This is a genomic window from Streptomyces sp. col6 (assembly GCF_008042035.1).
GTDB lineage: Bacteria > Actinomycetota > Actinomycetes > Streptomycetales > Streptomycetaceae > Streptomyces.
Genome location: NZ_RDBL01000006.1, coordinates 674238 through 687055 on the forward strand (window position 1 = coordinate 674238; position 12818 = coordinate 687055).

The following is a 12818-nucleotide window of genomic DNA, read 5'->3' on the forward strand; positions in this document are numbered from 1 at the left end:
CCCCAGCGACTCCCCGAACCCCACCGCCAGCGGCATCCGCAAGCCCAGCGGCGGCGGGGCCGCCAGGGCGTCCGTGACCGGGCGGGCGTACGCGTGGCCGAACAGGGCGCCCCGGACGAAGTCGGCGGCCAGGGCCGTGACTTCCGCGCGGTGCTGCCGAAACCCGTGCCCGTCCGAGTGGACCTCGAAGCGGCAGGTGTCGCGGTTGGCCTTCTTGGCGCGTTCGGCCAGGCGGAAGGACAACTCCGGGTCGCAGCGTGTGTCGTTGGTGCCGTGGGCCAGCAGGACCGGGCGGCCGACCAGGTGTTTGACCGGTTCGGGGTCCGCCGACGGGTCGGCCGGGAGCCAGGGTGCCAGGGCCAGGACCGCGCCGACCGACGGGTGGCCGCCGGCGCGCAGGGCCGCGCGGGCGCCCATGCCGTGGCCGGCCAGGCAGACGGGGACGTCGCCGTAGCGGCGTACCGCCTCGTCCACCGCCCACTCCGCGTCCGCCGCGAGGTGGGCGTCGTCCTCGTTCCAGCCGCGGCAGCGGTAGCGCACGACGTGGGCGGCCAGGCCGTCGGTGCGGGCCGCGTGCGTCAGGGCGCGGGCCAGCGGGAGCAGGCGGGCGTGGGAGAGGGAGGAGGGGCGGCGCTGGGAATGGGGTTCGCCGTCCGGGAGCAGCAGGACCACGCCGCCGACCGTTGTTGTTCCGGCCGCCGCTCCGACGGTCCGTCCCAGCCGTGCCGCCGGCTGGGGGAGTGCGCGCTGTGCCATGACGTAACAGTGTCAGACGTGTGCGTGTACGCCACCCCTGTTCGCGGTGTCTGTTACGTGCTGCCGCCGAGCGCGGTACGGGAGAAGAATGGGCCGTTCCGTTATGTAACGACAAGCGCGCTCTACGCGCGTAGGCGTTAGAGTGCGTGGATGATGAGCCCCACCCTCAATGTGCCCGGCCCGGACCAGATCCGGCGTGCTCCCAAGGTCCTTCTGCACGACCACCTCGACGGCGGGCTGCGGCCCGGCACGATCGTCGAACTCGCCGCCGCGAGCGGTTACGACGCCCTTCCCGAGACCGAGCCGGACAAACTCGGTATCTGGTTCCGGGAGGCCGCCGACTCCGGTTCGCTGGAGCGGTATCTGGAGACGTTCGCCCACACGTGTGCGGTCATGCAGACCCGTGACGCGCTCGTCCGGGTCGCGGCCGAGTGCGCGGAGGACCTGGCCGCCGACGGTGTCGTGTACGCCGAGGTGCGGTACGCCCCCGAGCAGCACCTGGAGGCCGGGCTGACCCTCGAAGAGGTCGTCGAGGCCGTCAACGAGGGGTTCCGGGAGGGCGAGCGGCGGGCCCGGCGGGACGGGAACCGTATCCGGGTCGGCGCCCTGCTCACCGCGATGCGGCACGCCGCGCGGTCGCTGGAGATCGCGGAGCTGGCCAACCGCTACCGCGACCAGGGCGTCGCCGGCTTCGACATCGCGGGCGCCGAGGCCGGGTTCCCTCCCACCCGGCACCTGGACGCCTTCGAGTACCTCAAGCGCGAGAACAACCACTTCACGATCCACGCGGGCGAGGCGTTCGGCCTGCCGTCGATCTGGCAGGCGATCCAGTGGTGCGGCGCCGACCGGCTCGGCCACGGGGTCCGCATCATCGACGACATCGAGGTCGCCGAGGACGGCTCCGTGCAGCTGGGGCGGCTCGCCTCCTACGTACGGGACAAGCGCATCCCGCTGGAGATGTGCCCGACGTCCAACCTGCAGACGGGTGCCGCGTCCTCGTACGCCGAGCACCCCATCGGGCTGCTGCGCAAGCTCCACTTCCGGGCGACCGTGAACACGGACAACCGGCTGATGAGCGGTACGAGCATGAGCCAGGAATTCGAGAAGCTGACCGAGACCTTCGGATACACGCTCGACGACATGCAGTGGTTCACCGTCAATGCGATGAAATCAGCATTCATTCCTTTCGATGAACGTCTGGCGATGATCAATGACGTCATCAAGCCCGGATATGCCGAGCTGAAGTCCGAATGGCTTTTCGAACAGACCGCTGCGACCAGCGTGTCTTCCTCGGTGGCCGGCTGACGGACAGGTGCGGGGAACGGCCGGGGAAAGGTTTTCCCGGCCGTTTTTCGTGGTTGCGGATGTTTGCGGTCGGGGGTGGCAGCTGACTACGTTGCTAAGCCGCTCACATCCCCTTCCCCAAGGATGAATGTCATATGAAGCAGTCTGCTGCCAGGACTCTCGGTGTCGCCGCTCTCGGTGCCGCTTTCGCCGCTGCCGCCGCCGGTACGGCCTCGGCCTCCGCGCTGCCGCTGGAGACCGCGACCAGCGTCCTGCCCGTCGCCGGCGCCCTGGCCGACGCCACCTCGACGCTGCCGGTCCAGGACACCGCCGACCAGCTCCTCGGCACCAGCCAGACGAAGGTCCTGGGCGACGCCACCACCCCCGTCAAGGGCCTCCTCGGCGGCATGCCGGCCGGCGGCGTGACCGCCAACGGCCTGACCGCCAACGGTCTGCCGCTCGGCCGCTGAGCCGACGCCGGAACGCGCCTGTGGGCGGACACCACGACCGGGTGTCCGCCCACAGGCATGTGTACGGGGTCGTCACCAGGCGGCCGCCGAGGACGACGGCCTCTCCTGGGGCAGCAGCAGCCACAGCGCCAGGTAGAGCAGGAACTGCGGCCCCGGCAGCAGGCACGAGACCAGGAAGATGACACGCATGGTCGTCGCCGATGTGCCGAAGCGCCGCGCCAGCGCTGCGCACACTCCGCCGATCATGCGTCCGTCACGGGGGCGGGCAAGTGCGGCCATGGTGGGCTCCTTCGCGAACCGGTCCGGGAAGCGTTCCGTTGTGCTCCCGATACCTCCATGGTCGCGCGACGAACAGGGGCAAAGCGTCGCTCTACGGGGCCATCCCGACCCTGGAAATCGTCGGGGTCGAACCCTGAGCCACCTCGTGGCCCCTGCGCGACACCACCCGGGCCCCGGATCCGCCGCGCCGCCGCAGCCGCGCCCGGCAGGCCGGCACGATCAGGACGTGGGCCAGCGCGACGCCCGCCGTGTTCAGGAACAGCGAGTCGACATCGACGACCTGGCCCGGCACCCCGGTCTGCCCCAGCTCGATGGCCAGCGAGATCAGCGAACCGGCCGCGACCGTCCGGGCCAGCGACAGCCACGGGGACACGTACAGCCGTCCGCCGGCCATCGGGAGCAGCACGCCCAGCGGCGCGAGCAGCAGCAGCCCGCCGCCGATCCGGCGCAGCGCGGCGGCCGGACCCAGGGACAGGTCGGCCTTGATACCGGCGAACGGTGAGAGGTTGGCGGCGTTCATCCACGGCACGTCCAGCGGGCGCAGAGTGAGCCACCCGACGAGCAGCAGATGCGCGAGGAGCAGCGACACCCCGACCGCGCGGAAGCGGATGACGGCCTGGCCGTCCGTACCTTGACGCACGATGCCCTAGACGCGGGCAGCGGCAGGATCGGTTCCGCAAGGAACGGGGAGACCTGGCTCACGGCGGCGGGGGACGCGCTCCGTTCCCGCCCGCGCGGGCCCGTACGCCTCGGCGATCCCCTACGGAACCCCGATCGAACTCGGTACCGCCTTCGGGCTGGCCTTCGTCTCCGTCGTGCAGAGGTAACCGCGTGCCGGGTAGTTCCCCGGGCCGCCCAGCGTCACCGTGTCGCCGGTGGTCAGCGACTCGCTCTCGGTGAGGGTGCAGACGATCTGGGCCAGGGCCTCGGCCGGCAGGTCCTCCGGCTGTTCGCTGAGGCGCAGCGCGTCCTTCGTGTCGCCCGCGCGGGGGCCGGAGACCCGGAGTTTCTTCGGGACGTCGGTGGAGAAGCCCGCCTCCCGCTCGCCGGCCGTGGGCTGCTTGCGCAACTCGTCCAGGAGCGCGGTGGCGATCCGCAGCCGGTCGGACTTGGCCTCCTGGACCTGCACCGCCCGGTCCACGGTCACCAGCTGCGAGGCGCAGACCAGATAGACCTGTACGGGGATGCCCTGCTCGGCCTGGGACGCGACGTCCTCGGCCGGCATCGCGCACGGCACCCGGGACGGTGCGGCACCGGCGTCCACCGGCACCGACGTCGTACGGATGCCGCAGCCCGTCGCCAGCACGGCACAGAGTGCGGCACCTGCCAGGGCGGCGGCGGTTCGGTGTCCCCGGCGTTCGCTGCGCCTCACGTCGGGTCGTCCTCCTGGTGGTCCGGTATCGATGCGTCGGGATCGTCGGCCGTGCGGCTCAGCGCCTCGGCGTCGCGCGGCAGGCGCAGGACGAAGATCGCGCCGTCGCCGTCGGGCGAGTTCCGGGCGGTGATGTCGCCGTTGTGGATGTGGGCGTTCTCCATGGCGATGGAGAGCCCGAGCCCGCTGCCGTCCGAACGCGGCCGGGAGGCGCTGGCCTTGTAGAACCGGTCGAAGACATGCGGCAGCACGTCCTCCGGGATGCCGGGCCCGTGGTCGCGGACCTCGATGACCAGCTCCTCGCCCTCGATGCGCACCGCGACCCGGACCGGCGAACCGCCGTGCTTGAGCGCGTTGCCGATCAGGTTCGCGAGGATCACGTCGAGCCGGCGCGGATCGAGGCGGACCATCATGCCGCGCTCGGCGTCCAGTTCGACCGCGTCCAGCCACGCGCGGGCGTCGATGCAGGCGGTGACCTGGTCGGCGACGTCCACGTCGTCGAGCACCAGACGGGCGGTGCCCGCGTCGAAGCGGGTCACCTCCATCAGGTTCTCCACCAGGTCGTTGAGGCGCCGGGTCTCGCTGACCACCAGGTGCACGGCGGGCGCGATCATCGGGTCGAGGCTGTCCGCCTCCTCCTCCAGGACCTCCGCGACGGCCGTGATCGCTGTGAGGGGCGTACGCAGCTCGTGCGACATGTCGGCGACGAACCGGCGGCTGGCCTCCTCGCGGGCGCTCATGTCCGCGACCTTCTTCTCCAGCGAGCTGGCCGTCCGGTTGAACGTCCGGGAGAGATCGGCCAGTTCGTCGGTGCCGGACACCACGAGCCGGGTGTCGAGCTTGCCCTCGCCGAGCTTGCGGGCCGCGTCCCCGAGCCGCTGCACCGGCCGCAGCACGGTGGTGGCCGCCGCCTGCGCGAGCAGCGCGGAGCCGACCAGGGCGAGCGCCGTGGCGATCCCCAGCGACCAGGCGAGGGAGCTGAGGTCCTGGCGTTCCTGGTCGAGCGACTTCAGCATGTAGCCGGTCGGCCCGCCGCCGATGATCTTCGTACCAGCGACGAGGTACGGCGTACCGCGGATCGACGTGCGCTGCCAGAACAGGTGGTACTCGTACTTGTTGCCCGCCTTGACCGGCTGCTTGCGGTCGACCTGTTCCTGGAGCGACAGGGGGACGTTGCTGCGCGTGAAGGTGTCCAGGTCGGAGTTGCCGACGATGGGCTTGCCCGGGTCGCGCTCGTCGATCAGGAGCACGCTGTAGCCGGGGCTGCTGCTCGCCATCTGCACGGCGGCCGTCTGCAGGTCCTCCTTGGTGGGGCGCAGCGGCAGCGAGGCCGCCCGGGTCTGCATCTCCTGGCGGAAGTCCCCGAGCGCCGCGTCCTGCGTACGCGTCAGCACGGCCTCGCGGTTGAGCCAGTACGCGATGCCGGAGGCCGAGACCGCCGCGGTCAGCGCGACCAGGGCGAACACGATGACGAGCCGCAGCCGCAGGCTGGTCCAGCGGAGCCCGGCGAGCAGGCCCCGCCGTACAGCCGTGCTCACTGCGGCGAGTCCAGCCGGTAACCCACGCCCCGCACGGTACGGATCAGGGTCGGCGACGACGGTACGTCCTCGACCTTGGCGCGCAGGCGCTGGACACAGGCGTCCACCAGCCGGGAGTCACCGAGGTAGTCGTGTTCCCAGACCAGGCGCAGCAGTTGCTGCCGCGACAGGGCCTGGCCGGGCCGGCGGCTCAGTTCGAGCAGGAGTCGCAGCTCGGTCGGCGTGAGCTGCAGATCCTCGCCGTTCTTCGTGACGGTCATGGCGGAGCGGTCGATGACCACGTTCCCGAACGTCGCGGAGTCGGTCGACTCCCGTTCGCCGCGGCGCAGCACCGCGCGGATACGGGCGTCGAGCACCCGCCCCTGCACGGGCTTGACCACGTAGTCGTCGGCACCGGACTCCAGGCCCACCACGACGTCGATGTCGTCGCTGCGGGCGGTCAGCAGGATGATCGGCAGCTGGTCGGTGCGACGGATGCGCCGGCACACCTCGAATCCGTCGATCCCGGGCAGCATCACATCCAGCACGACCAGGTCCGGGCGCTGCTCGCGCAGCAGGTTGAGGCCGTCCTCTCCCGTCGCCGCGGTGGCCACACGGTGGCCCTGGCGTGACAGCGAGAGTTCGAGGGCCGTGCGGATGGCGTCGTCGTCCTCGATCAGCAACAGGAAAGGCACTTGGTCATTCTGACCCATGGGGCGCCCCAGTTCGACAGTTGGTCCCCCCTGATGCGTGCCCCATACGTCCCTCATGCATCAGGAAGCACGGGTTCGTGCCACCGCCAGGCCCTGTGACAGGCCTGTGACAGTCGGCGGACAGCGCCATGAAACTGCCCCGGCAAGCTCATTGGCACAAGGAACGGACGGACTTCCACCCGATGGGGGGCGCGAGATGAACGCAACTCACAGCATCAACGCAAGCGCAGTTGTCACGCGTCTCCACGATGTCGGGCGGAGCACCGAGAAGTCCGGCGCCGCAGTGAACGGACGGGGGTGCGTTCGAGGCGCCGGGCGTCAGCACACGTCATTCATGACGGTGGTTGACGCGGGTAGCGGGGGAAGCGCGTACGGGGAGGGCACGGGGGAGCGGAAGGCACCGGAACGGTCCGAGGACGCCGAAGCGGCGTTCACGGCCTACGTCCGGGAGCGCCGCGCCTCCCTGTACGCCACCGCCTACCACCTGACCGGTGACCGGTTCGAGGCCGAGGACCTGCTGCAGAGCGCCCTCTTCTCGACGTACCGGGCCTGGGACCGCATCAGCGACAAGGCCGCTGTCGGCGGTTATCTGCGCCGCACGATGACCAATCTGCACATCAGCGCGTGGCGCAGGCGCAAGCTGAACGAATACCCGACCGAGGAGCTGCCGGAGACGGCGGGCGACACGGACGCGATGCGCGGTACGGAGCTGCGCGCCGTGCTCTGGCAGGCGCTGGCGCGCCTGCCGGAACTGCAGCGCACGATGCTCGTCCTGCGGTACTACGAGGGCCGTACGGACCCGGAGATCGCGTCCATCCTCGACATCAGTGTCGGCACGGTGAAGTCGAGCATCTGGCGGTCGCTCCGCCGGCTGCGCGAGGACGAGGTCCTCAGCTTCGGCCGTGACGAGGAGGAGTCCTTCGGCGAGCTGGTGGCCTGAAGGCGGGGGGGGGGGGAACGGGGTATCGGGGGATACGGGGAAGCTGTGGGGTCGGACGGGCCGGGGGGTCCTGTCCGGCCCTTCGGCGCGTTTCGGGGGCTCTGCCGCTCCTCAGTCGCCGGAGGGGCTCGAGTGTGCGCGGGATGGGCTTGAGTGTGCCGGCATCCGGCACCGCCCCGCCGCGGCCGCGGCCAGGCGGCCCAGGGCCTCCTGTTTGGCGCAGGCGTGCGCGCCCAGTGCCACATGGCGGGCCACGATGCGGCGCTCGGTGCGCATGAGGCGCCAGCCGCGCCGCAGCAGGAACGGGACCGACTTGCGGCCCTCGCGCAGATCGCGCAGGAGACGGCGGCGGAACGTCGTCGAGGGGCGGCCGCGCAGGCAGAGCGCGTCGGCGAGCAGGTCCAGCGACCGGCAGCGGTCGATGATGTCCGCCGCGAAGATGCCCTCGGCCACGAAGAGCGGGGTGCGCCCGATGTGCAGGTCCTCGTGCCCGGTGCGGGAGCTGGTGGAGATGTCGTACACCGGGACGTCGGTGCGGCCGGTGCGGCAGAGTTCCCCGATCGCGGCGACCGCGGCCTCGGCGTCCCAGGAGTCCGGGGAGTCCCAGTCGATGTCCGTACTGCCTTCGACGAGCGGCAGGGTGGGGTCGCCGGCCTCCTTGTAGAAGTCGTCGAGCCGCAGGACCGGGAGGCCGGTGCGGGCGGCGAGGGACGACTTGCCGGAGCCGGAGGGGCCCGTCAACAGGACGACACGGGTCGAAAGCGCTTGGGAACTCACGGGACACCAGTGTGAGGCATTGACCCGAACAAGGGACCCCCCGGAGGTCCTGTTGGTATCGCGCATCACACCTCAACTACTCTGTGCATTCGGTTGATTACGAGACCGATGGTCCGATCGTCCCGATCAGGTGGGAAATCCATGGCACGTCACGCACTTTCCAAGTCCCGGCGCCGCACCCTGCTGCGCGCAGGCCTGACCGTCACCGCGGTGGGTGCCGCGTTCGGTGCGGGGGGTGCGGCGGCCCAGGCGGCCCCGCTGCCCGTCGTCCAGGAGACCGGCACCGACGCCGTCCTCGGGGAGGCCACCGGGGCGACCGGCAGTGCGGTCACCGGGGCGCTCGGTCAGGCCCTGGGGAACGGCATCGCGCCGGTGACCCAGCTGCGGCTCGACCCGCTGGCCGGCACCGGCACGGACCCGCTGAACAACGCGGTGGGCACTCAGGTCGCCGACTTCAAGCCGCTCTCCACGGCGCTGGTCACCGACCCGCTGACCAGCGGTGGCGCCCTGAAGGACCTGCCCCTGGCGGGCCCGGTCGTCGACGGGTTCGTGGGCGGGCTGCGCGGCTGACGACGCGACGGTCCGTTCCCCGGAGACGCCTCCGGGGAACGGACCGTGCCTGTTACGTGTGTCGCGTGGTCAGTACGAGGAGCCCGACGCGCCCAGCGCGCCCGTCGGGTGCCAGACCGTCTTGGTCTCCAGGAACGCCGTCAGGCGGTGCGTACCGGGACCGGCCGTCCAGTCGTCGCTCTCACTGTCCACAGTCTGTGGACGAGAAACGCGCTTCAGGTTGTCGGCCGCCGCGATCTCCAGCTCCTTCGCCAGCTCCGCGTCCGCGCCCGTGAGGTCGATGCCGTTCACGTCCTGGTGGGCGGCGAGCGGCGCCGCGATCTCCGCGGTCTTCCCCGACAGGATGTTGACCACACCGCCCGGCAGGTCCGAGGTGGCCAGCACCTCGCCCAACGACAGCGCGGGCAGCGGGGACTTCGCGGAGGCCACGACGACCACCGTGTTGCCGGCCGCGATCACCGGGGCCACCACCGAGACCAGGCCCAGGAACGACGACTCCTGCGGGGCGAGGACGGTGACCACGCCGGTCGGCTCGGGCGTCGAGAGGTTGAAGAAGGGGCCCGCCACCGGGTTCGCGCCGCCCACGATCTGGGCGATCTTGTCCGTCCAGCCCGCGTACCAGACCCAGCGGTCCACCGCCGCGTCCACGACGGCCGCCGCCTTGGACTTCGACAGGCCCTCCGCCTCGGCCACTTCGCGGACGAACTGCTCGCGGCGGCCCTCCAGCATCTCCGCGACGCGGTAGAGGATCTGGCCGCGGTTGTACGCGGTCGCGCCCGACCAGCCGCCGAACGCCTTGCGGGCGGCCACGACCGCGTCGCGCGCGTCCTTGCGGGAGGACTGGGGCGCGTTCGCCAGCCACTTGCCCTTCGAGTCCGTCACCTCGTACACCCGGCCGCTCTCGGAGCGGGGGAACTTGCCCCCGACGTACAGCTTGTAGGTCTTGAAGACGCTCAGACGGTTATCGGACATCGAGGTACGCCTCCAGGCCGTGGCGGCCGCCTTCGCGGCCGAAGCCCGACTCCTTGTAGCCGCCGAAGGGCGAGGTCGGGTCGAACTTGTTGAACGTGTTGGCCCAGACGACGCCCGCGCGGAGCTTGTTCGCCACCGCGAGGATGCGGGAGCCCTTCTCCGTCCAGATGCCGGCCGACAGCCCGTACTGGCTGTTGTTGGCCTTGGCGACCGCCTCGTCCGGCGTACGGAACGACAGCACGGAGAGCACCGGGCCGAAGATCTCGTCGCGGGCGATCGTGTGCGCCTGGGTGACGTTCGTGAAGAGCGTCGGGGCGAACCAGTAACCGGCCGAGGGCAGCTCGCACGGGGCGCTCCAGCGCTCCGCGCCCTCCGCCTCACCGGTCTCCACGAGCGCGGTGATCCGGGCCAACTGCTCCGAGGAGTTGATCGCGCCGATGTCGGTGTTCTTGTCCAGCGGGTCGCCGAGGCGCAGCGAGGACAGCCGGCGCTTGAGCGCGTCCAGCAGTTCGTCCTGGACCGACTCCTGCACCAGCAGCCGGGAGCCCGCGCAGCAGACCTGGCCCTGGTTGAAGAAGATGCCGGTGACGATGCCCTCGACGGCCTGGTCGATCGGGGCGTCGTCGAAGACGATGTTGGCGCCCTTGCCGCCCAGTTCGAGCGTGACCTTCTTGTCGGTCCCGGCGACGCTGCGGGCGATGGCCTTGCCGACGGCGGTCGAACCGGTGAAGGCGACCTTGTTGACGTCCCCGTGCTCCACGAGCGCCTGGCCCGCGTCGCCGTACCCCGTCAGGATGTTGACGACACCCTTGGGCAGGCCCGCCTGGCGGCAGATGTCAGCGAAGAACAGCGCCGACAGGGGCGTCGTCTCGGCGGGCTTCAGGACCACCGTGTTGCCCGTGGCGAGCGCCGGGGCGATCTTCCACGCGAGCATCAGGAGCGGGAAGTTCCACGGGATGACCTGGCCGGCCACGCCCAGCGGGCGCGGGTTCGGGCCGTAGCCCGCGTGGTCCAGTTTGTCGGCCCAGCCCGCGTAGTAGAAGAAGTGCGCGGCGACCAGCGGGAGGTCCGCGTCGCGGGTCTCCTTGATCGGCTTGCCGTTGTCCAGCGTCTCCAGGACGGCCAGCTCGCGGCTGCGCTCCTGGATGATCCGGGCGATCCGGAAGAGGTACTTGGCGCGCTCGGAGCCGGGCAGCGCCGACCACTTCTCGAACGCGCGGCGGGCCGCCTTCACAGCCCGGTCCACGTCATCGGCGCCGGCCCGCGCGACCTCGGACAGCACCTCCTCGCTGCTCGGCGAGACCGTCTTGAAGACCTTGCCGTCGGCCGCGTCGGTGAACTCACCGTCGATGAACAGGCCGTACGACGGGGCGATGTCGACGACGGAACGGGACTCCGGCGCCGGTGCGTACTCGAATGCGGATGCCATGGGTATCAGTCCACCGTCACGTAATCGGGGCCGGAGTAACGGCCGGTGCTGAGCTTCTGGCGCTGCATCAGCAGGTCGTTCAGCAGGCTGGAGGCGCCGAAGCGGAACCAGTGGTTGTCCAGCCAGTCCTCGCCCGCCGTCTCGTTCACCAGCACCAGGAACTTGATCGCGTCCTTGGAGGTGCGGATGCCGCCGGCCGGCTTCACGCCGATCTGGACGCCGGTCTCCGCGCGGAAGTCGCGCACCGCCTCCAGCATCAGCAGGGTGTTCGCGGGCGTGGCGTTCGTCGCCACCTTGCCGGTCGAGGTCTTGATGAAGTCCGCGCCCGCCAGCATCCCGAGCCAGGAGGCCCGCCGGATGTTGTCGTACGTGGACAGCTCGCCGGTCTCGAAGATCACCTTGAGGCGGGCGGACCCGCACTCCGCCTTCACGGCGAGGATCTCCTCGTACACCTTCAGATAGCGGCCGGCGAGGAACGCGCCCCGGTCGATCACCATGTCGATCTCGTCGGCACCGGCCGCCACGGCGTCCCGGACGTCCGCGAGCTTCACGTCGAGCGCGGCGCGCCCGGCGGGGAAGGCGGTCGCGACGGAGGCCACCTTCACGCCGGAGCCGGCCAGGGCCTCGGCGGCGGTGGCCGCCATGTCGGGGTAGACGCAGACCGCGGCGGTGCGCGGGGTCGTGCGGTCGGTGGGGTCGGGGTTGACGGCCTTGGCGGCGAGCGCCCGGACCTTGCCGGGGGTGTCCGCGCCTTCCAGCGTCGTCAGGTCGATCATCGAGATGGCGAGGTCGATGGCGTACGCCTTGGCCGTCGTCTTGATCGACCTGGTTCCGAGGGCGGCTGCGCGCGCTTCGAGGCCGACCGCGTCGACGCCGGGCAGCCCGTGCAGGAAGCGGCGCAGCGCACTGTCGGACGCCGTCGCGTCGGCGAATGCGGGGAGGGTGGTGGGCATGGTCACCACCTGAGCATATCTACGCGCGTAGCGACCTGTACAGGGGCCCAGGTCACCGGGGGATCCCCCGGCCCGCACCCGCCGCGGGTGCAGCCGCCACCGCGGCCCCGTGCCGCGTCAGGCACAATCGGGCTCATGACGAGCCCCACGCCTGCCGACGAGCCCACCTACGCCGACCGGACCTTCCGGTCGCCCGCCGGGCTGGCCGGAGGCGCCCTGCTCCTCGTGCTCGTCTGCTGGATCGGCGTCGACGCCGCCTTCCGGGGCGAGGGCCGGGCGCCGTGGATGGCGCTCGCCGGGCTGCTGACCGTCGTGCCGCTGATCGTCGCCTTCACGCTGCGCCCGGTGGTGGCCGCCAACGACCGGCGCATCCGCATCCGCAACCCGTTCCGCACGATCACGCTGCCGTGGACCGACGTCGCCGACGTACGGGCCGGGTACTCCACCGAGCTCTTCACCCAGGAGGGCACGAAGTACCAGCTGTGGGCCGTGCCCGTCTCGCTGCGCCAGCGCAAGAAGGCCGCCCGCCAGCAGTCCCGGCAGGCGATGGACGACCCCTACCGCCGTACGTCCACGACCGCCGACGTACGCGACAGCAAGGTCCGCACGGCCGCCGCCGACCAGACCGTGGCCGACCTGCGCGAGCTGTCCGAGCGCGCCGGTGACAAGCCCCTGCCCGACGCACCCGGCACCCCCCGCGCGTCGGTGCGCTGGGCGTACGAGATCATCGCCCCCGCCACCGTCGGCGCGGTGCTGCTCATCGTGCTGGGCGCGATCGGCTGACCG

The 12818-nt window shown here is 71.1% G+C and carries 15 protein-coding genes; 5 read left to right on the forward strand and 10 right to left on the reverse strand.

Features of this window, described 5'->3' with window-relative positions; genetic code table 11:
- Positions 1 to 756 (reverse strand): prolyl oligopeptidase family serine peptidase (locus EAO73_RS07165; RefSeq protein WP_191133959.1); only part of this gene is annotated, 756 nt, incomplete at its 3' end.
- Between the two features lie 150 nt (positions 757 to 906).
- Here EAO73_RS07165 and EAO73_RS07170 point away from each other — a divergent pair.
- Positions 907 to 2061 (forward strand): adenosine deaminase, encoded by a 1155-nt coding sequence (locus EAO73_RS07170; protein ID WP_147970576.1) that lies wholly within the window; start codon positions 907 to 909, stop codon positions 2059 to 2061.
- A gap of 134 nt (positions 2062 to 2195) precedes the next feature.
- Positions 2196 to 2510 carry a hypothetical protein gene (locus EAO73_RS07175; RefSeq protein ID WP_147970577.1) on the forward strand — a complete coding sequence of 105 codons (315 nt, stop codon included), beginning with the start codon at positions 2196 to 2198 and terminating at the stop codon, positions 2508 to 2510.
- A gap of 72 nt (positions 2511 to 2582) precedes the next feature.
- Here EAO73_RS07175 and EAO73_RS07180 read toward each other — a convergent pair whose 3' ends face one another.
- The 5 genes from EAO73_RS07180 to afsQ1 form a co-directional block, all read right to left on the reverse strand.
- Positions 2583 to 2789, reverse strand: coding sequence for a PspC domain-containing protein (locus EAO73_RS07180; protein ID WP_147970578.1), 207 nt, complete (start codon positions 2787 to 2789; stop codon positions 2583 to 2585).
- Between the two features lie 91 nt (positions 2790 to 2880).
- Complete coding sequence (locus tag EAO73_RS07185) at positions 2881 to 3429, reverse strand: VanZ family protein (RefSeq protein ID WP_147970579.1); 549 nt, start codon at positions 3427 to 3429, stop codon at positions 2881 to 2883.
- A gap of 120 nt (positions 3430 to 3549) precedes the next feature.
- A complete protein-coding gene (locus EAO73_RS07190) occupies positions 3550 to 4161 on the reverse strand; it encodes a GerMN domain-containing protein (protein WP_147970580.1) in 612 nt (203 codons plus the stop codon).
- A complete protein-coding gene (locus EAO73_RS07195; protein ID WP_147970581.1) occupies positions 4158 to 5699 on the reverse strand; it encodes a sensor histidine kinase in 1542 nt (513 codons plus the stop codon). Before EAO73_RS07195 ends, EAO73_RS07190 begins: the two co-directional genes overlap by 4 nt.
- A complete protein-coding gene (gene afsQ1 / locus EAO73_RS07200; protein WP_026171255.1) occupies positions 5696 to 6373 on the reverse strand; it encodes a two-component system response regulator AfsQ1 in 678 nt (225 codons plus the stop codon). Before afsQ1 ends, EAO73_RS07195 begins: the two co-directional genes overlap by 4 nt.
- Before the next feature lie 214 nt (positions 6374 to 6587).
- Between afsQ1 and EAO73_RS07205 the strand changes: the two genes are divergently transcribed.
- Positions 6588 to 7331: a SigE family RNA polymerase sigma factor gene (locus tag EAO73_RS07205; RefSeq protein WP_147970582.1), complete on the forward strand. Its 744-nt coding sequence runs from the start codon at positions 6588 to 6590 to the stop codon at positions 7329 to 7331.
- Positions 7332 to 7442: 111 nt separating this feature from the next.
- Here the strand turns inward: EAO73_RS07205 and EAO73_RS07210 are convergent, their stop codons facing one another.
- Complete coding sequence (locus tag EAO73_RS07210; RefSeq protein WP_147971432.1) at positions 7443 to 8072, reverse strand: uridine kinase; 630 nt, start codon at positions 8070 to 8072, stop codon at positions 7443 to 7445.
- A gap of 177 nt (positions 8073 to 8249) precedes the next feature.
- Here EAO73_RS07210 and EAO73_RS07215 point away from each other — a divergent pair, with 177 nt between their 5' ends.
- Entirely contained in the window at positions 8250 to 8678 is a 429-nt protein-coding gene (locus tag EAO73_RS07215) for a hypothetical protein (RefSeq protein ID WP_147970583.1), read from the forward strand.
- A 69-nt stretch (positions 8679 to 8747) separates the two neighbouring features.
- Here the strand turns inward: EAO73_RS07215 and EAO73_RS07220 are convergent, their stop codons facing one another.
- From EAO73_RS07220 to deoC, 3 genes are read right to left on the reverse strand one after another with little or no spacing between them, the layout of a single operon-like run.
- Positions 8748 to 9650: an aldehyde dehydrogenase family protein gene (locus EAO73_RS07220; RefSeq protein WP_147970584.1), complete on the reverse strand. Its 903-nt coding sequence runs from the start codon at positions 9648 to 9650 to the stop codon at positions 8748 to 8750.
- Entirely contained in the window at positions 9640 to 11079 is a 1440-nt protein-coding gene (locus EAO73_RS07225; RefSeq protein ID WP_147970585.1) for an aldehyde dehydrogenase family protein, read from the reverse strand. The genes EAO73_RS07220 and EAO73_RS07225 overlap by 11 nt, the downstream gene beginning before the upstream one ends.
- A gap of 5 nt (positions 11080 to 11084) precedes the next feature.
- Entirely contained in the window at positions 11085 to 12032 is a 948-nt protein-coding gene (deoC, locus tag EAO73_RS07230; RefSeq protein WP_147970586.1) for a deoxyribose-phosphate aldolase, read from the reverse strand.
- Between the two features lie 135 nt (positions 12033 to 12167).
- Between deoC and EAO73_RS07235 the strand changes: the two genes are divergently transcribed.
- Positions 12168 to 12815, forward strand: coding sequence for a PH domain-containing protein (locus tag EAO73_RS07235; protein ID WP_147970587.1), 648 nt, complete (start codon positions 12168 to 12170; stop codon positions 12813 to 12815).
- The last annotated feature ends 3 nt before the right edge of the window (positions 12816 to 12818 follow it).